This is a genomic window from Enterobacter sp. 5-4, assembly GCF_000612205.1.
Classification (GTDB): Bacteria; Pseudomonadota; Gammaproteobacteria; order Enterobacterales; family Enterobacteriaceae; genus Enterobacter; species Enterobacter roggenkampii.
Genome location: NZ_JFHW01000007.1, coordinates 158,681 through 175,971, shown reverse-complemented (window position 1 = coordinate 175,971; position 17,291 = coordinate 158,681). Strand labels below are relative to the sequence as shown.

Genomic DNA, 17,291 nt, shown 5'->3' with positions numbered 1-17,291 from the left:
CAATTGATGCTATTGGTCATTGCCATAAAAATGGAGGTATTCAACCGAGGGAGGAAAATATGGAAAACCAGATTAACGATCTCCGCAGCGCCATCGCCTTACTGCAGCGCCACGAAGGGCAGTACATTGAAACCGATCGTCCGGTCGATCCCAATGCGGAGCTGGCGGGCGTCTACCGCCATATTGGCGCAGGCGGCACGGTCAAACGTCCAACCCGTACGGGCCCGGCGATGATGTTCAACAGCATTAAGGGCTATCCGCACTCCCGCATCCTGGTGGGCATGCACGCCAGCCGCGAGCGCGCGGCGCTGCTGTTGGGCTGTGAGCCTTCGGAACTGGCAAAGCACGTCGGCCAGGCGGTGAAAAAGCCGGTTGCGCCGGTTGTCGTTCCGGCCTCGCAGGCCCCCTGCCAGGAGCAGGTCTTTTACGCTGACGATCCTGACTTCGACCTGCGCAAGCTGCTTCCGGCCCCAACCAACACGCCGATTGATGCGGGTCCGTTCTTCTGTCTGGGGCTGGTGCTGGCAAGCGATCCGGAAGACAGCTCGCTGACGGATGTCACCATCCACCGCCTCTGCGTTCAGGAGCGCGACGAGCTTTCCATGTTCCTTGCCGCCGGGCGCCATATCGAAGTCTTCCGCAAAAAGGCGGAGGATGCCGGAAAGCCGCTGCCGGTGACGATCAACATGGGTCTCGACCCCGCCATCTACATCGGCGCGTGCTTTGAGGCCCCTACCACGCCGTTTGGCTACAACGAGCTGGGCGTCGCCGGGGCGCTGCGCCAGCAGCCGGTTGAGCTGGTACAGGGCGTGGCGGTCAAAGAGAAAGCCATCGCGCGGGCGGAGATCATCATCGAAGGTGAACTGCTGCCGGGCGTGCGCGTGAGAGAGGATCAGCACACCAATACCGGCCACGCGATGCCGGAGTTCCCGGGCTACTGCGGCGAGGCGAACCCCTCCCTGCCGGTGATCAAAGTGAAAGCCGTGACCATGCGAAACCACGCGATCCTGCAAACGCTGGTGGGACCGGGGGAAGAACATACCACGCTGGCCGGACTGCCGACCGAGGCCAGCATCCGCAATGCCGTAGAGGAGGCTATTCCGGGCTTCCTGCAAAACGTCTATGCCCACACCGCGGGCGGCGGCAAGTTCCTCGGGATATTGCAGGTGAAAAAACGCCAGCCGTCAGACGAAGGACGTCAGGGCCAGGCGGCGCTTATCGCCTTAGCCACCTATTCGGAGCTGAAGAACATTATTCTGGTCGACGAAGACGTGGATATTTTCGACAGCGACGACATCCTGTGGGCGATGACCACCCGCATGCAGGGCGATGTCAGCATCACCAATATTCCTGGGATCCGCGGCCACCAGCTGGATCCGTCCCAGTCGCCGGATTACAGCACCTCGATTCGCGGCAACGGCATTTCCTGCAAGACGATCTTCGACTGCACGGTGCCGTGGGCGCTGAAGGATCGCTTCGAACGGGCGCCGTTTATGGAGGTTGACCCACGCCCGTGGGCGCCAGAGCTGTTTGCTGACAACACGAAATAGAAACAGCACGCGTATGGCCCGCAGGTCATACGCTGATTTTCTTTTCAAGCGTGGCAATATTTTCACCCGCCGCTCGCTCCACCGAGAAACGATCGACGCTCAGCAAAATGAGCATCAGCCCCCTGCCGCTCTCCAGCAGCGGCGAGATTTCACAAAAACGGTCTCGCCTGGCGGCCTCAAGCCGCGCCAGCGGAAACGCGTCGCCCGCGTCGGTAAAAACAATGCAGACGTCGCTGTCGCGGATATCGAAGCGTACGCTGAATGTGCGCGAGGCATCCTCATGCAGCGCGTGCCGGATGATATTCGTCGCCACCTCACAGACGGCGAGATCGAGCGCGAAACGCCACTCATCATCTACGGGAAGCGCGCTCAGCCGCGCTTCCAGCCAGCCGGCCAGCGGCGTCAGGGAACCGAGCACCGCCGGAAATTCTGCCTGCACCGGCGTCTGCATCTACTGCCCCAGCTGCGCAAGTGCGCTGCTTTTGTCCGGATAGATGCGGAATATGCGGTCCATGCGGGTCAGGGTGAACATGTTCATGATCCCGGGGTTCAGGGAGCACAGCGCCATGTCGCCTTTCCCGTTCATCAGCTTAAACAACGACACCAGCATTCCCAGCCCGCTGCTGTCGATAAAATCCACTTTGCTGAAGTCGACAATCAAAGCCTTGCGATCGTCGCCAATTTCTTCCGTCACGGACGCTTTAAACGTCGCGGCAACGGAGGCATCCAGCCGCCGGACTGCGGGCGTGAGAATGTTGGCATGCGGTAGTCGTTCAGTATTAATAATCATTCTGTTCTCCCTGACGCTCGATCACGAGCAGTGAAACGTCATCGGTTAAGGCGGTCGGTTCATCACGATTTGCGTTGCGCCAGCCGGTCAGGTGGTCACCGAACCGCGCCAGGAGCTGGTCAACCGGAAGTCGGGCATGGTCATGAAGCCAGCGTTCGAGACGCTGCGGGCCAAACTGCTCGCCGCTGACGTTCTCACACTCCGTAATACCGTCACTGAATAAGCATAAGCGATCCCCCGGATTGAGGGTAAACGCGACGTCCTCCCAGCTGAGGTCAGGCATCAGCCCCACCGGCGGGCCGCCATTGCCCACGGACGTGACGGCGCTGTCTGCGTTCACAATGACGGGAGTAGGATGCCCGGCCTGACACAACACCCCTCGTCCGCTCTCGGGATCGATCACCCCGTAGATAATGGTGAAATAGCTGGTAATGTCGCTCTCTTCACTGCAAAAGCGGCTGTTCAGGATCCTGATCACCTCCGCAGGCGACTGAATGCCGCCCTGATCGGTAAACAAAAAACGGTCTACCACCCGGCCATGTAAGAACTGACGCGCCACCGCGAGGGACATCATCGCGGCCCCCACGCCGTGACCGGACACATCCACGCAATAGAACCCAATGTGAGAATCAAGTGGAAAAATATTGAACACATCGCCTGAGACCCACGCAGACGGCAAGAAAAGCCAGTCGGAAAAGTAGTTCCCAAAGCGTAAGCGGTGCGAAGGCAGCACGGAGTGCTGAACGCGCGCCGCGAGTTCAAGATCCTGTTCAATCTGATGCAACGCTTCACTCAGGCGCTTGTTGTGCGCCGCGAGGGTCGCCTCCAGGGTCAAAATACGGACCCCGGCGTGGAGCCGCGCCCGCAGTTCATCCTGCTCGACCGGCTTGCTTAAAAAATCATCGGCTCCGGCATCAAAGCCCTGCGTTAAATCCCCGGCATTTTCGCGTGCCGTGAGCAGAATGACATAGACGTAGTGGCCAAACTGACGGTTGCGGATGGTCTGACAGAGCGTGAGTCCGTCCATTTCCGGCATGTCCCAGTCGCTTATCACCATGCTGATCGGCTGGCTGGACAGTATTTCCAGCGCGGCGACGCCATTTTCCGCCTCGCTCACGATATACCCCCACTGGGTGAGCATTCGGGAGAGTAACCGACGATAAATCAGCGAATCTTCAACGATTAACACGTGCAGCGCCGACATACATCCCTCCTAAAGCGGTAAGAACCAGATGAGGCTCACGGTCCCTTCCCTGAATTTTGCATTCCCGTTGCCGTGCCCCGGATAGCGCGTTCCCGCATAGTTCGCGTACTGGATGGAGAACGAACCTGGCGTATAGCCGGCATAACCGAAGCTGTAGCTGTAATCGCCGTTCCAGGGCTGCTGCTGGCTGCTGTCCGGGAACCAGAATGCCGTCGCGCGAACGAAGAAATGTTGTTTGAAGGTGTAGCCGCAGCCGCCGAGCATGACGTTTTTATTTTTGCGGATGTCATCGCTGCTGAGGTCGTAGTAGCGCGGCACCCAGCTGTACCCGACCTGGCAAATGATGGAATCCCCTTTATTAATCAGGAGCGTGTTTTCGACCGGTTTCGGTAGCGAAAACTTGTAGGCCAGCGTGAAGGCGCCCTGTTCGAAATAGGTGTGTCGTCGGCTGCCCGATGTCCAGAAATGGTTATCGCCGTAGTTGCTGTAAACCAGACTGACGGTGTTGGCGTGCCAGTCATCGTAGCCGAAGCTGTAGCGAAAATCGGCGGTGTAGCGGCTGGTGTCTCTGACCGGCAGTCGGGACGTAATGTTGGCAAACCAGAAGCTGTAGGGGGAATACTGAAGGCTGAGATTCAGCGTCTGGTTAATCTTTTTCTTTTCCGTGGCGGTGTCTGAACTGTTAGGAATGCTCATCCACTGCTCTTTCAGTCCCGAGCTAAAGCTCAGCGCACCTGAGAATTTCTTGTCGTTACCCGAGAACAGGCGCCCCCAGCGGCTGGTAAAGACGCCAGCCTGAACAGGTTCACCGTTCTTATCGCGCAGGGATTCATTTTCACTGCTTTTCGCCGCCTCTGCGGCGGGGATCGCGGCGAGCAGCACGCCCGCCAGAAGCCATTTTTCGCGCATAACCGCCATCCTTAGTTAGGTATCCAGCGTGCGCCGACGTCGTATTTTGCCATCAGCCACAAAATACCCAGTGCCGCCGCATGCACTAACGTGTTCTCTATCCAGGCATGTCGCCATAAGTCGAAGGTGATGAACTGGCTCACCAGCAGCACCACGTACACATGCAAAATAAAGGTATAAAGCGAGTGCTGGCCGAGCGGGATCAGGAACCATCCCAGCAGGCGATTGAGCGGCGTCCAGCAATACGTCAGCACCAGGTAGACGGTGACCATCAGGGCAATATCGTTTAACACCCTCACCGGGCCCAGCCCGTTCTTCGCCGCCCAGGTGTGATAAAACGAATTGAAGCTGTCAGGCGGGATGACGTGCATCAGCAGCGCGGGCGGCATAAACGGGTTGGTATGGTTCTGGGCGACAAATCCCAGCATCAGCGACACCATGACCAGCGCCACTACCACCCCTTTCCCCGGAGGCGTCCGGGCGAAAGAGAGCAGTTCGGCTTTATACCAGCCGCTGGCCATGCCCAGCACAAAGATGGACTGCCAGGCGAGCAGCGGGAAGGCAAATTCGAATTCCGACGGCGTCAGCCGAAGCGGCCAGCGCTGCCACAGGCTGTACACCAGCAGCGACAGCCCCAGCAGCCACCAGACTTTTCCTTTCTGCAGCATCCCCAAAAATAGCGGGCTGAGTAGCAGTAAAAAGATATACAGCCCCAGAATTTGCGTCTGATGAGGGCCAATCTGCAAATAGAGGATAATGTTGAACCAGGTCTCTTTTATTTGCGGCGTAACCGGATAAAGCGACCAGCTTTCACCCGAAAAACGGTCGGTAAAATGGGTGACCTCGAAAACATTAATATGTGGGATATAGGCCAGAAGAATAAACGACACTATGATAATGATATTTACACGATATATTTTCCATGCCCTGAGATAAAGCCCCCAGGAAACCGTGAGCAAAACCACTTTTTGCAGACGCGCGCGGTTCAGCATGCCAAGCATAAACCCCGAGAGAATAACAAAACCTTCTGCACCGGTTGTTAACCCAAAACGCTCCCAGGAGAATATATTAAATACCGACATCACCTCCGTATGCGCCACGACCATCATGACGAGGGCAATGCCGCGCATAAAGTCGATTCTCAGGTCCCTGGCACCTGCAACGGCATACCGCCATGCTGTTGATTTAGCGTCATCTTCTTGCGCTACCGACGGCGCAACATGGCTCATAGGGTGTCCTTTGCCTGAAAACGAAAATTAAGGTCTAAATAAAGTAGATAGCCTAAAGGAATAGTAACCGCAATTTATCGACGGCAGATGAAACATCATTAAGCAGAATTTAAGCTGAATTAACCACCGCTAAATATTAATAAAAACGTGGCTGGACACTTTTATTCGGCGTTCTACACTTATCTTAAATCTTGTTTAATCGCTATTTTCTTTCGCTTTTGGGCAACTGTCTGCGCAGCAGAATGGGTCTGCATTTTCACGGAATCAGGAACGCCGGAACTATGGATTTTTATTTTTCCCGTTTTGAACATCGTCGTCCTCCGGAACCGTTAACAACACCGCGCTGGGTCATGTTCACCTGGCAGGTATTAGCGGTCGCGGCGCTTATTCTGGGTGCCAATTATATTTACTGGCGCTGGACCGCCTCCCTGAATACTGACGCATTATGGTATGCCATTCCGCTGGTCCTCGCCGAAACCCTGGCGTGGATTGGCACCGTGCTGTTTACCATCAATTTGTGGAAAGAACAGGATCCTCCTCAGAGTCCGCCGCCCGGCGAAATTAACGAATGCCTGTCGCCTGAGGAGGCCGTAGAGCCCCGTCCCGTCAAGGTGGATCTGTTCATTGCCACCTACTCGGAAGACACCGAGCTGGTCAGGCTGTCCATTCGCGACGCCCTGAAGATGGCGTACCCGTTCCCGATTGACTACCGCATCCACGTGCTTGATGACGGCCGCCGCCCCGAGATGAAAGCCGTTTGCGAAGAGGAAGGCGTTAACTATATCACTCGCCAGACCAACATCGGCTTTAAGGCCGGCAACCTGCGCAACGGCCTTGAGCAAACCGACGGCGATTTTATTGTTATCTGCGACGCCGACACCCGGGTATTTCCCACCCTGCTCAGCCATACGCTGGGCTATTTTCGCGATCCGGACGTGGCCTGGGTACAGACGCCGCAGTGGTTCTTCGATCTTCCGGAAGGAGAAAACCTGTCGCGCTGGGGCCAGCGAAAAGCCGGAAAAGTGGGCTACGGTCTGGGCTGGCTGATTCAAAAGTGTGTTGGCCCGATCACGATTGGCCGCGACCCGTTTTTTAACGATCCGCGCATGTTCTATGACGTGATCCTGCGGCGGCGCAACTGGGCGAACGCGGCTTTCTGCTGCGGCGCAGCGTCCATTCATCGTCGCGAGGCGGTCATGCAGGCCGCGCTAAGAAGCTATGTCTGGTCCGTCGAAGAGGAGATCCATCGTCATACGCGCGACATTCGCGATGAGGAGACCCGGGACGCGCTGCAGAATGCAATGCGTCCGCACGTGGCGTTTGACACCGAGCTTACCCCCTACAAATTCCACGTCTCGGAAGATATTTACACCTCGGTGCTGCTGCACGGTGACGCCGCACGGCGCTGGCGCTCGGTTATGCATCCGCGGGTTGAGTCGAAGATGCTCTCTCCGCAGGATATGCTCACCTGGATGATCCAGCGCTTTAAGTACGCCGCCGGCTCGCTGGATATTTTGTTTCATGACAACATCTTCAGCCGTCGCCGCTTCAGGCTTTCACTCCCCCAGACGCTGATGTATGCCACCACCTTCTGGTCATACATGGCCTGCGTGTGGAACACGGTGTTTTTGATTTCGCCCATTATCTATCTGTTCACCGGCATTCCGCCGGTGTCCGCCTGGTCGACGCCGTTCTATCTCCACTTTCTCCCGTTTTTTATCTTCTCTGAACTGGCGTTTATGTTCGGCACCTGGGGGATCTCGGCCTGGGACGGCAGGGCCTCATACCTCTCCTTCTTTTCCATGAACCTGCGCGCGCTCAATACGGTGCTGCGGGGCGAGCAGATCAAATTTCACGTCACGCCAAAAGAGCGGCAGACGGGCCGTTTTCTCTACCTGGTGAAGCCGCAGATTGCCATCGTGGTGCTGACCCTCGCAGGGCTTATCTGGGGCGGTATCCAGGTGGCGCGTGGACAGGTGGACGACCCCTCCGGCTACGTCATCAATATTTTCTGGGGAGGGGTGAACATCGCCGCCATGCTGCCGCTGATTTTCGCGGCCATGTGGACGCCCGCTGAAGAGGACGAGGTCACCCAATGAGGATACGTGATGCCCTGCTGCCCGCGCGCAGCTACCTCACCATTTTGCTCGGCTTCCTGATCGGCTTTGCCATTGTGGTCTGGGTGGAGAAACAGATGCCCACGCGCGTGGAAAGCAGCGGCGGCATCGCGCTCAGTAAAGACTTCCCGCCGCTGCCCACAACACGGGCGCTGACCTATGACGAAGCCATCTGGGCGCGGGTCGCCTGGCAATACTACGTGAATAATACCCAGCCAAACGGGCTGGCGAACGCCAGCGACGGTGAACCCTGGCTGAGCCTCTGGAGCGTGGGAAGCTACCTCTTTGCGACCGCTGCCGCAGAGCAGCTCAATATCATATCCGCCGATGAGTTTGACGAGAGGGTCAGCACCGCCGTGTTCACGCTGGGGCAACTGCCGCTCAATGACAAAGGTCTCCCCGCCGCCTATTACCATGCGGACACGCTCAAGATCCTGGGCAAACCTGACGCCTCCGCAATCGGTCTGAGCCGGCTGCTGACGGCATTACAGACCCTGCTGTGGCGCTATCCCCAGCACGCGGCGGCCATCCGCGATTTGTTGAGCGTGTGGCGCACCGCGGCGCTGATTGAAAATAACACCCAAAGCCAGGCTGCGGTGCCGCTCCACCACTGGACGCTGGCCGACGATGAACAGCGGGACACTTTTGGCTACCGTCTCTATGCCAGCCATACGCTGCGCCTGATTGACAGCGCGGCAGGACTCGCGGTGACCAACCCGCCTGAAGGGCAAAAGATGATCGATCTGGATGGCGTAATGGTGCCCGATGAAGGGCTTCGCACGCCCTGGGGCAAGCAAACCTCGCTGATCAGCCTCCCCTATCTGTTAACCGGTCTTGAGCTGGGCTTTGATGCGCAGAGCGCTGAAATTGCGTGGCGGATTATGCAGATCCAGCAGCGGCGCCACGGCCTGCGCGCGCCAAAACCCCCCGTCAGCACGGATTATGCCGAACCCGCGCCGGATTACGTTAACGATCTGCCGGACAGGCAGCCGGTTCAGGCGCGTAACCTGCGCGACGAGGTGCCGGAGAAAGTGGCGATGACCTCCACCCGCACCGCGTTTGCCTGGTATGCCCTGTTCCGCAACAGCTGGAGCGAAGCGCTGCGCCAGCAGGTTCTGCCGCTTCAGGTGCCGGGTAAAGGCTGGCAGCGCGGGTTAAATCTCAACAACAGCGTCAATGCCGTCGTGGACGCCGATACCAATGCCATTGTGCTGGAAAGTCTGTCTTACATCGCGCATGGCCAGATGCTCTGTCTGGCCTGCCTCTACACATCCCCCTCAGCAGGAGCAACGCCATGAAGCCACGATCCCCGATCCTTTTCCACCTGCTCACGGGAATAACGATCTGCTGGCTGGCGCTATCGACCGTGCGTGCGGACACCGAGCTTCCTGCATCAGGTTACTCCCCGCGCAGCGGCGAGCTGACGGCCCGAGAGATGACCATCGCCAAAAACGCCTGGCAGTATTTCGTCACCAACTATCAGCCCACGACGGGCCTGGTGAATGCGGTCAACAAATATCCCTCCACCACCATGTGGGACAGCGCCTCCTATCTGGCCGCCCTGACGGCGGCGCGCGAGCTGGGGATCATTGATAAAGCGGAATTTGACCGCCGGATGCTGAAGTTTCTCGCCACGTTAAACACCCTGGTACTGTTCCGCAACGAGCTGCCCAACAAGGCCTATAACACCATCAGCGGCCAGAAGGTGGACTACACCAACAAGCCCGGCGAAATTGGCTTCTCGGCGCTGGATATCGGGCGAATGCTGGTCTGGCTGAAAATCATCAAGGAGCGTTACCCGGAATACGGCAACAGCATTGATAACGTGGTGCTCAGCTGGGATTTCAGCCACGCGATCGACCCCTGCGGCACGCTGTACGGAGCCTATCTGGAGAACGGCCAGCCGAAGTACGTTCAGGAAGGTCGACTGGGCTATGAAGAGTACGGCGCGGCCGGTTTCCAGCTGTGGGGGTTCAATACCTGCAAAGCCAGCCGTCCGCAGCCTTACGAGCTGGCCGAGATCTACTGCGTGCTGGTCCCGTACGATACGCGCGACCCGCGCAACACGTCGCAGCATAACTACGTGGTGACGGAATCCTACCTGCTCTACGGGCTGGAGTTCGGCTTTGATAAACCGACCGACCGGGATAACGCCCCGCGCGACTACTCCCTGACGTGGATGAAAAACTTTGCCGACCGCGTTTATCAGGCTCAGGAGAACCGCTATACCATTACCGGCGTCCTGACCGCGCGCTCCGAGCACCAGCTCGATAAGGCCCCTTACTTCGTCTATGACACCGTCTTCAGCGACGGGTACAACTGGAACACCATTACCGATAAAGGCCAGTTCGTCCCTAACGCTGCCGCGATATCGCTGAAGGCGGCGCTGGGCATGTGGGTGCTGTGGAACTCCCCCTATACCGACCGCCTGCTGAACACCATTGAGAACGCCAACGAAGAGGGAAAAGGCTACTACGAAGGGCTGTATGAAAACGGCGACGGCCCGATCAAAGAGTTCACCGCGAACAATAACGGCATCATGCTGGAGGCCCTGTTGTTCAAAAAAGAGGGGAAACTGCTGGCCTTCAATACCGACAACCCGAAGAGCAAAGATTTTGCCCCGTCTCTGTGGGATCGAAAGCTGCTCGATCAGTTTGAAGAGAACAACGCGCTGCGCAGCCGCCCGTTCCTTGCCAGCACCCCGGCCGTAAAAAGCTGGTGCGACCGGACCGGCGTCACGCAGCGCACCAAACCCGCCTGCCAGGCCTGTCAGTGCGCGTCATGCAGCGCGGACGAGCCCGTTAAACTGCCTCCGGTGACTGCGCAATGCTTAAAACCATAGCCAGAGGGCTTGCGGGATTACTCCTTGCAGGCGCGATCGTCTTTGCGCTGTTTGCCCATCAGGGCGCAGGCTGGCGCTGGCTCATCAGTGGCGGCTGGCACTCCAGCGCGCGCATTGCCGCCCTGACGCCGGAAGAGCAGACGTGGGCGGCGATCGCCTGGCGCTATTTCGTCAATAATACCCAGCCGCAAACCGGGCTGGTCAACGGCAGCGACAAACAGCCCCGCGTCACGCTCTGGCAAATGGGCGATACGCTTATCGCCCTGCTGGCGGCCAAAGAGCTGGGGCTGATTGAGGAGGCCGAGTATGACGCTCGCCTGACGCGGCTGATGGGCACCCTCAACCGCCTGATGCTGACCGAGGCCCGGACGCCCGGGCGACTCTATTCCAGCCAGACGGCGACGCCGATCGACTTTAGCGGCAAGCCCGTTAAAAATGGCTGGTCCGCGCGCGATATGGCGCGTCTGATGCTCGCCCTGCGCCTCACCGCAGAGCGGGAACCGCAGTACAGCGAATACCTCGATAAAATCATCCTGCGCTGGAATTTCTGTCCGGTCATCGACGGAGAAGGCGAACTGTGGTCATCTTCCCTGCAAAACGGCCAGCCGGTGGTGCGCGAGGAGCTGCGCCTGGGCGAGAGCGAATATGCCGCAACGGCGTTTCAGCTGTGGGGGTTTTCCCCGGAGAAAGCGTTTACGCCCCCGGCGCACCACGTCATCATCGCCCAGCGGCGTCTGGCCGTCGATGCCCGGGATCCGCGCACCACGTGGCAGCCCTCTCTGATTACTACCCTTCCCTATATGCTGCCGGGCCTGGAGTTTGGCTGGGAGCCCGAAGGCGTTGCGGCCGATCGGCAAAAGCACCTGCGCAAGCAGGCCGAAAACGTCTGGCTGAGCCAGAAGAGCCGCTGGGAGACCGATAAGATCCTGACGGCCAGGGCAGATTTCTCGCTCCCGCAGGCGCCCTGGCATATCCAGGATACGGTCTGGGGAAATGGCTATGCCTGGAACTCTGTCGGTGACGATGGCCGGGACTACACCCGTTTCGCGCAGGTATCGACCAAGGCGGTCTTTGCCCTGTGGGCCCTGTGGGACACCCCGTACACCGACGTGCTGATGGCAGTGACAAAGCATCTTAACGATCCGCAAAAAGGCTGGTACGAAGGCCGCCAGGAAGCCACGGGCGATACTAACGCTGCGCTCACCCTTTCCACCAATGCCACGGTGCTGGAAGCCCTGTTCTTTAAACACAACGCGGGCCCCCTGTTTGACGCCCGCCGGGCTAAAAAAGAGAGCTACTTTACGCGCCGTGTGGCAGATGACTATACGCCCGTCGGGCACTGTCTACCGGGCGAAAACGCCGTAAGGAGGACGCCGTGAAATTTTACCGCGATCTGTTTGAATCCAGTCTGAACCGCGTCTTTCCGGATAATGATAAAACGGCGTTTTTTCAGACGTTTTATGACGCCTTCGTCCATATGTCACCCGAGACGGAGCAGCATTTTTCTTGCCTGCCGGATAGCGAGGGTCAGCAGACTCTGTTTAAGAGTTTCTTCGCCATGCTTGCGGTAGACGGCGCGTTAATCGTGCCTGATTTTCTCGAGCGCCTGGCGCGGGAGCAAAGCGACGACGGTCTCCACCTCCCGCCGCGTTTTTTCGCCCTGTGGCGCGAAGCGATGTTGAACACCGTGAGCCTGCGCGATCCGCAGTGCGACGATGAGATCCTGACGGCCTGGGCCATGGCGATCGCGCCCGGGCTGGAATACCTGCGCCGACAGGCAGAACTGCACTACCGCGCGTAGGAGGATCACGATGAGCGCATTCACGTACGATCTTAACGCGCTGCCGGCCGCCGTCATGATTTATGACCGCGAGGAACGCCTGCAGGCCTGGAATCACAACGTGGCCCTTTTTTATCCGGTCATCACCCCGTGGCTGAAGGTGGGCACAACGCTGGAGTCGCTGGCGGAACGCTTTATCGACGCCGTTTACAACGTCGACCCTGGCCTTCGCCAGACGCTGCGCGAGTCGATCGTGCGCAACTGTCGGCAGGATAAACACTGCGAAGTGCGGCAGGCAGGCCAGCGGCGGATCTTCGTCCAGCACCAGCGCCTTGCGGACGGCGGCATTGTCAGCCTGCACAGCGATGTCACGGAGCTGGATGAAGCGCAGCGGGCGCGTCATCAGCTGCATGTCGATTTTCTGCTGACGGCAGAATCCATCCATATCGGAATCTGGGACTGGCAGGTGTCTGGCGACACGCTCCAGGTCAACGATACCCTGCTTGCCATGCTGGGCCAGTCGCGCACCCAGTGGCGATATCCGGTGCGTTTTCTGCTCAATCAGGTCCACGAGAACGATCGCGCTGCGCTGCGCAAGGCGCTGCACGCGTCGAAGCAGGATCATCGTCCGGTCTTTGAATGTGAAATTCGCGTGCATCACCCTACCGAAGGTCTGCGCTGGATGCTGCTCTCCGGCCAGGTGGTCACGCTCTCCATTGAGGGAAACGCCGAGCGCGTGATTGGCACGCTGCAGGATATTACGCGCCGCAAGGAGGCTGAAATTCAGGCGTTCGCCTCGGCCATTGAGGCACAAAAAGCCAATGAGGCAAAAAGCGCGTTCCTGGCGAATATGAGCCATGAAATTCGTACCCCCATGAACGGCATTATCGGCATGACCCAGCTGTGCCTCGATACCTCTCTCAGTGCCGATCAGCGCGATTACCTGACGCTGGTGATGAGTTCTGCCCAGTCTTTGCTGCATATCATCAACGACATTCTCGACTTTTCCCGGATTGAAGCCGGCAAAGTGGAGCTGGAGGCGGAGCCCGTCCCGGTCCGCCCCTTCATTCAGTCGCTTATTCGCCCCCACATGCCGGGGGCGAGCGAAAAAGGCATTGAGCTGCTGGTCGATATTGCGCCCGACGTTCCCGACGTGCTGCTGGTCGACGGCGCGCGGCTGCGCCAGATCCTGACCAATCTGCTGGGTAACGCGCTGAAATTTACCCATCAGGGGGAAGTTATCCTGATTGTTGAGCCCGCGGATAGCGCGGATCGATGGCGTTTCCGGGTGTGCGACAGCGGCATTGGCATACCGGCAGATAAGCAGAAAGCCATTTTTGAAGCCTTCAGCCAGGCGGATAACTCAACCACCCGACGCTATGGTGGTACGGGGCTCGGGCTAACCATCTCTGCGCGACTGGTCGCGGCGATGGGCGGCGAATTAACGGTCTCCAGCGAGCCGGGGAAAGGCAGCGAATTTTCCTTCGTGCTGCCGCTTGCGGCCCAGGCGCCCGGCCCGGAGGAACGCCGGCATAGCCATCGCTTTAACGGGGAACCCGTGCTGGTGGTTGATGATAACGCGACCAACCTGCGGCTATTGGCCGCCATGCTTAGCCAGATGGGGCTTAAACCCACCTGCGTTAATAACGCCAGCGAGGCCATCAACCGGGTTAAAACCGGAACGGCATGGCCCCTGATCCTGCTGGACGCACAGATGCCGGATATGGACGGCGTGTCGCTGGCTCTCGAACTTTCGGTGCTGCCGCAGGTTGCTGAAAGCCATATCATCATGCTGAGCTCCATGAGCCGACATTTTGATATCAATATGCTGAAGCGGATCGGTATCCAGAACTACCTGCACAAACCTATCGCCCAGAATGAATTGCATCAGGCGATTGCCGCGGCGTTTGAACGTGCACCAAAGACGGTGAGTGAAAGCGCGCCCGCGCCCACCGTCGCGCCGGACACGGCCGGGCTCAGGGTCCTGCTTGCGGAAGATAATCTGGTCAACCAGAAGGTCGCCGCGCGCCTGCTTGAGCGGCTCGGGCACACCTGTCAGATCGTCGATAATGGCGTCGCGCTGCTGGAACGCTGGCGCGCGGGCGTGTGGGACGTTTTGCTGATCGATCTTCAGATGCCAGAGATGGACGGTGAGACCGCCATTCGCCTGCTGCGTGAAGAAGAACGCGCCCGGCCCGGACCGGCGCAGCCCACCGTCGCCATGACGGCACACGCCATGCAGGGGGATAAAGAGCGCTGTCTTCAGATGGGTTTCGACGGCTACATTGCCAAACCCATCAGCCAGGAGCGTCTCGCTGAGGAGATTGCTCGCGTGCTCCCGCGCCACGATGACCCTTCCGCCTTCCCGGATGAAGCACGCCTGCTGAAGCAGTGCGCTGACGACCCTGCTCTGGTCCAGGAACTGCTGGCCCTCTTTGGCGAAGGGCTGGAGGAGGCCATGAAGGCCATCACCCTGGCTATAGACAGCGACGATCGTGAAGCGCTGCGCCGCGCCGCCCACAAGCTGCGAGGAGAAGCCGTCACGCTGGATTTCGGGCGACTCGCCCGTCAGCTGCAGGCGCTCGAGAGCGAGGCGCACACGCTGGAGGGACAACAGCTTGCGGCGCTAAACCAGCAGCTACAAAAGGAATCGCTGCGCCTGATGGCGTGGCTCAACGCGCGCGGGGTAAACGCATGATGACTCGCAACTGCGCGCTGCTCGTTGCCCTGTTGACCACCCACACGGTGGCGAACGCTGCGCCGGTCAGCTGGTCTCTGGCCGGAGAATGGCAGGTTCAGGATGCCAATGATAGCGCGCATCCTGCCGCATCAGGCTGGCGCCCGCTTCAGGTCCCCGCCAACTGGTACAGCGCCGGGTACGATCACCAGGGCGCGCTGTGGTACAAGCACGCGTTTTCCCTGCCCGTGCAGCCGCCCGACGTAATGAGCACCCTGGTGTTTGACGGCGTCGATTACCTGGCCGAGGTCACCCTGAACGGCCAGCCGCTGGGCCAGCATGAGGGCTATTTTCAGCGCTTTTCGCTGGATGCCGGTCAAGCGTTACAACGTCACAACCAGCTCGTGGTCAGGGTGGACAGCCCTTACGAAGATCCCACTAAGGTCTGGCCGCTGCATAAAACGGTCATGAAGGGGATCCTTAACCAGCATGACACGCGTCCCGGCGGGGCCTGGTCGCCGCAAGGACAGGACGCCAACTCGGGCGGCATCTGGGCGCCGGTGAGGCTGCATCTTAGCCGGGGCGCTACCCTTGATGAGACCATTCTGCGGCCAGACTGGTCACAGGGGCTGATGCACCCCGCGCTGAAAGCAGATATTCGCTATCGCGCGCTCGGTCAGGGCACGGCGACCGTGCGGCTCACCGCCACGCCCGCCAACTTCAGCGGCAGGCCCTATCAGGCTGACTTTCCGGTTACCCTCGAAAGCGGCGCCCATTCCGTGCAGCTGACGCTGCCCATGCCGAAGGCAAAACTGTGGTGGCCCGTCGGCACGGGGAAACCGCACCTGTATACCATTCGCGTGGCATTGCGGGATGAAAACGGCCTGATGGATACGGCGGTCACCCGCACCGGGCTGCGCAAGATCGTCGAGCAGCCCGACAATAAGGGCTGGCTCATTAACGACAAACGCCTTTTCATTAAGGGCAGTAATTACATCGGTTCCCCCTGGCTCAGCACCATGACGCGAGAAAAATACCGTCGCGATCTTCGTCTGGTGGAAGCCATGAATGCCAACGCCATACGCGTGCACGGACACGTTGCAGGACGTGCGTTGTATGACGTGGCCGATGAGATGGGCATGATGATCTGGCAGGATGTTCCGCTGCAGTGGGGCTACAACAACAGTGCGGCTTTCACGGAAAATGCGGTTCGACAGACGCGGGAGATGATCGAACAGTTTGGCAATTCCCCCGCCATCATCGTCTGGGGCGGGCATAACGAACCGCCGTGGAACTCGCCGTGGATGGAAAAACGCTTCCCGGACTGGAATAAAAATCTGAATCGCGAGCTCACGCAAAAGGTGGCGGATACGCTTGCCGAAGATACCTCGCGCATCGTGCACCGCTTTTCCGCCGTTGAGGAGCATTACTGGGCTGGCTGGTACTTTGGTACCGTACGCGACCTGCTTGCTCCGGCCAAAACGGGGATCATCACCGAGTTCGGCGCGCAGGCGCTTCCCCGCTTATCGACGCTAAAAACCATCATCCCGGCGGCGTCGCTCTGGCCCAAAACGACCGCCGCTGACGATCCCGGCTGGACCGTCTGGAAATACCATAATTTTCAGCCCTTCCAGACCTTTAAGTTTGCCGGTATTTCGCGTGGGGACAACATTCAGGCGATGATCCGCAATACTCAGGCGTACCAGTCGCAGCTGGTGGCCACGGCGGCAGAGAGCTACCGTCGACAGCGCTACCAGCCGGTGACGGCCCTGTTCCACTTCATGTTTGTGGAAACCTGGCCCTCCATCAACTGGGGCGTGGTGGACTACCTGCGTAAGCCTAAAGCCGGGTTTTACGCCTTAAAACGCGCCTACCAGCCTGTTTTGCCGTCCATTGAACCCGTCACGGCGCAGTGGCAATCCGGGGCGGCGGCGACCGTGCGTCTGTGGGCCATCAACGACACCTGGAAACCGTGCCGCGAATGCCGTCTGAGCTGGCGCATCACCCAGCGCGATAAGGTGCTGGCAAAAGGCACGACGACGATGACGATCGCTGCAGACTCGGGAACGATGATAAAAGCGGTCACGGCCACGCCCGTGGGCCAGGACGACGTGTCGATTCGGTTTACGATTGAAAACAGCGCGGGAAAAATTGTCGGCGAAAATCAGCGCACGGAGTCCGTCATAAAGTGAG

General features: G+C 59.0%; 13 protein-coding genes. 8 read left to right on the top strand and 5 right to left on the bottom strand.

Annotation, left to right across the window (positions count from 1 at the left end):
- Positions 1-59: 59 nt before the first annotated feature.
- A complete protein-coding gene (locus AA74_RS0103375) occupies positions 60-1,550 on the top strand; it encodes a UbiD family decarboxylase (RefSeq protein ID WP_023292382.1) in 1,491 nt (496 codons plus the stop codon).
- Between the two features lie 25 nt (positions 1,551-1,575).
- Here AA74_RS0103375 and AA74_RS0103370 read toward each other — a convergent pair whose 3' ends face one another.
- From AA74_RS0103370 to opgC, 5 genes are read right to left on the bottom strand one after another with little or no spacing between them, the layout of a single operon-like run.
- Positions 1,576-2,001: an ATP-binding protein gene (locus AA74_RS0103370; protein ID WP_021240154.1), complete on the bottom strand. Its 426-nt coding sequence runs from the start codon at positions 1,999-2,001 to the stop codon at positions 1,576-1,578.
- Complete coding sequence (locus AA74_RS0103365; protein ID WP_023292380.1) at positions 2,002-2,340, bottom strand: STAS domain-containing protein; 339 nt, start codon at positions 2,338-2,340, stop codon at positions 2,002-2,004.
- Positions 2,330-3,544 carry a PP2C family protein-serine/threonine phosphatase gene (locus tag AA74_RS0103360; protein WP_025911066.1) on the bottom strand — a complete coding sequence of 405 codons (1,215 nt, stop codon included), beginning with the start codon at positions 3,542-3,544 and terminating at the stop codon, positions 2,330-2,332. Before AA74_RS0103360 ends, AA74_RS0103365 begins: the two co-directional genes overlap by 11 nt.
- A 9-nt stretch (positions 3,545-3,553) precedes the next feature.
- Positions 3,554-4,453, bottom strand: coding sequence for a hypothetical protein (locus tag AA74_RS0103355; protein ID WP_008501670.1), 900 nt, complete (start codon positions 4,451-4,453; stop codon positions 3,554-3,556).
- Between the two features lie 11 nt (positions 4,454-4,464).
- Positions 4,465-5,682 carry an OpgC domain-containing protein gene (opgC, locus tag AA74_RS0103350; protein WP_025911063.1) on the bottom strand — a complete coding sequence of 406 codons (1,218 nt, stop codon included), beginning with the start codon at positions 5,680-5,682 and terminating at the stop codon, positions 4,465-4,467.
- Positions 5,683-5,963: 281 nt separating this feature from the next.
- On the opposite strand from opgC, the gene AA74_RS0103345 reads away from it, so the two are divergent.
- The 7 genes from AA74_RS0103345 to AA74_RS0103315 are packed head-to-tail and all read left to right on the top strand — an operon-like array spanning position 5,964 to position 17,290.
- Positions 5,964-7,781: a glycosyltransferase gene (locus AA74_RS0103345; protein ID WP_021240158.1), complete on the top strand. Its 1,818-nt coding sequence runs from the start codon at positions 5,964-5,966 to the stop codon at positions 7,779-7,781.
- The gene (locus AA74_RS0103340) at positions 7,778-9,097 is read left to right on the top strand and encodes a DUF3131 domain-containing protein (protein WP_023292377.1); all 1,320 of its coding nucleotides are present in this window, start codon (positions 7,778-7,780) and stop codon (positions 9,095-9,097) included. The genes AA74_RS0103345 and AA74_RS0103340 overlap by 4 nt, the downstream gene beginning before the upstream one ends.
- A complete protein-coding gene (locus tag AA74_RS0103335) occupies positions 9,094-10,641 on the top strand; it encodes a DUF3131 domain-containing protein (RefSeq protein ID WP_025911059.1) in 1,548 nt (515 codons plus the stop codon). Before AA74_RS0103340 ends, AA74_RS0103335 begins: the two co-directional genes overlap by 4 nt.
- Entirely contained in the window at positions 10,626-12,020 is a 1,395-nt protein-coding gene (locus tag AA74_RS0103330) for a DUF3131 domain-containing protein (RefSeq protein ID WP_025911057.1), read from the top strand. The genes AA74_RS0103335 and AA74_RS0103330 overlap by 16 nt, the downstream gene beginning before the upstream one ends.
- Positions 12,017-12,442, top strand: a complete 426-nt coding sequence (locus AA74_RS0103325; protein WP_025911055.1) for a hypothetical protein — start codon at positions 12,017-12,019, stop codon at positions 12,440-12,442. Before AA74_RS0103330 ends, AA74_RS0103325 begins: the two co-directional genes overlap by 4 nt.
- 10 nt (positions 12,443-12,452) lie before the next feature.
- Positions 12,453-15,119: a PAS domain-containing hybrid sensor histidine kinase/response regulator gene (locus tag AA74_RS0103320; protein WP_025911053.1), complete on the top strand. Its 2,667-nt coding sequence runs from the start codon at positions 12,453-12,455 to the stop codon at positions 15,117-15,119.
- Positions 15,116-17,290: a glycoside hydrolase family 2 TIM barrel-domain containing protein gene (locus AA74_RS0103315; protein ID WP_025911051.1), complete on the top strand. Its 2,175-nt coding sequence runs from the start codon at positions 15,116-15,118 to the stop codon at positions 17,288-17,290. Before AA74_RS0103320 ends, AA74_RS0103315 begins: the two co-directional genes overlap by 4 nt.
- Position 17,291 lies beyond the last annotated feature (1 nt).

Excerpts from the sequence above, each read along its gene's own strand:
- AA74_RS0103375 (WP_023292382.1), top strand. The coding sequence starts at position 60 with ATGGAAAACCAGATTAACGATCTCCGCAGCGCCATCGCCTTACTGCAG.
- AA74_RS0103370 (WP_021240154.1), bottom strand. The coding sequence starts at position 2,001 with ATGCAGACGCCGGTGCAGGCAGAATTTCCGGCGGTGCTCGGTTCCCTG.
- AA74_RS0103365 (WP_023292380.1), bottom strand. The coding sequence starts at position 2,340 with ATGATTATTAATACTGAACGACTACCGCATGCCAACATTCTCACGCCC.
- AA74_RS0103360 (WP_025911066.1), bottom strand. The coding sequence starts at position 3,544 with ATGTCGGCGCTGCACGTGTTAATCGTTGAAGATTCGCTGATTTATCGT.
- AA74_RS0103355 (WP_008501670.1), bottom strand. The coding sequence starts at position 4,453 with ATGCGCGAAAAATGGCTTCTGGCGGGCGTGCTGCTCGCCGCGATCCCC.
- opgC (WP_025911063.1), bottom strand. The coding sequence starts at position 5,682 with ATGAGCCATGTTGCGCCGTCGGTAGCGCAAGAAGATGACGCTAAATCA.
- AA74_RS0103345 (WP_021240158.1), top strand. The coding sequence starts at position 5,964 with ATGGATTTTTATTTTTCCCGTTTTGAACATCGTCGTCCTCCGGAACCG.
- AA74_RS0103340 (WP_023292377.1), top strand. The coding sequence starts at position 7,778 with ATGAGGATACGTGATGCCCTGCTGCCCGCGCGCAGCTACCTCACCATT.
- AA74_RS0103335 (WP_025911059.1), top strand. The coding sequence starts at position 9,094 with ATGAAGCCACGATCCCCGATCCTTTTCCACCTGCTCACGGGAATAACG.
- AA74_RS0103330 (WP_025911057.1), top strand. The coding sequence starts at position 10,626 with ATGCTTAAAACCATAGCCAGAGGGCTTGCGGGATTACTCCTTGCAGGC.
- AA74_RS0103320 (WP_025911053.1), top strand. The coding sequence starts at position 12,453 with ATGAGCGCATTCACGTACGATCTTAACGCGCTGCCGGCCGCCGTCATG.
- AA74_RS0103315 (WP_025911051.1), top strand. The coding sequence starts at position 15,116 with ATGATGACTCGCAACTGCGCGCTGCTCGTTGCCCTGTTGACCACCCAC.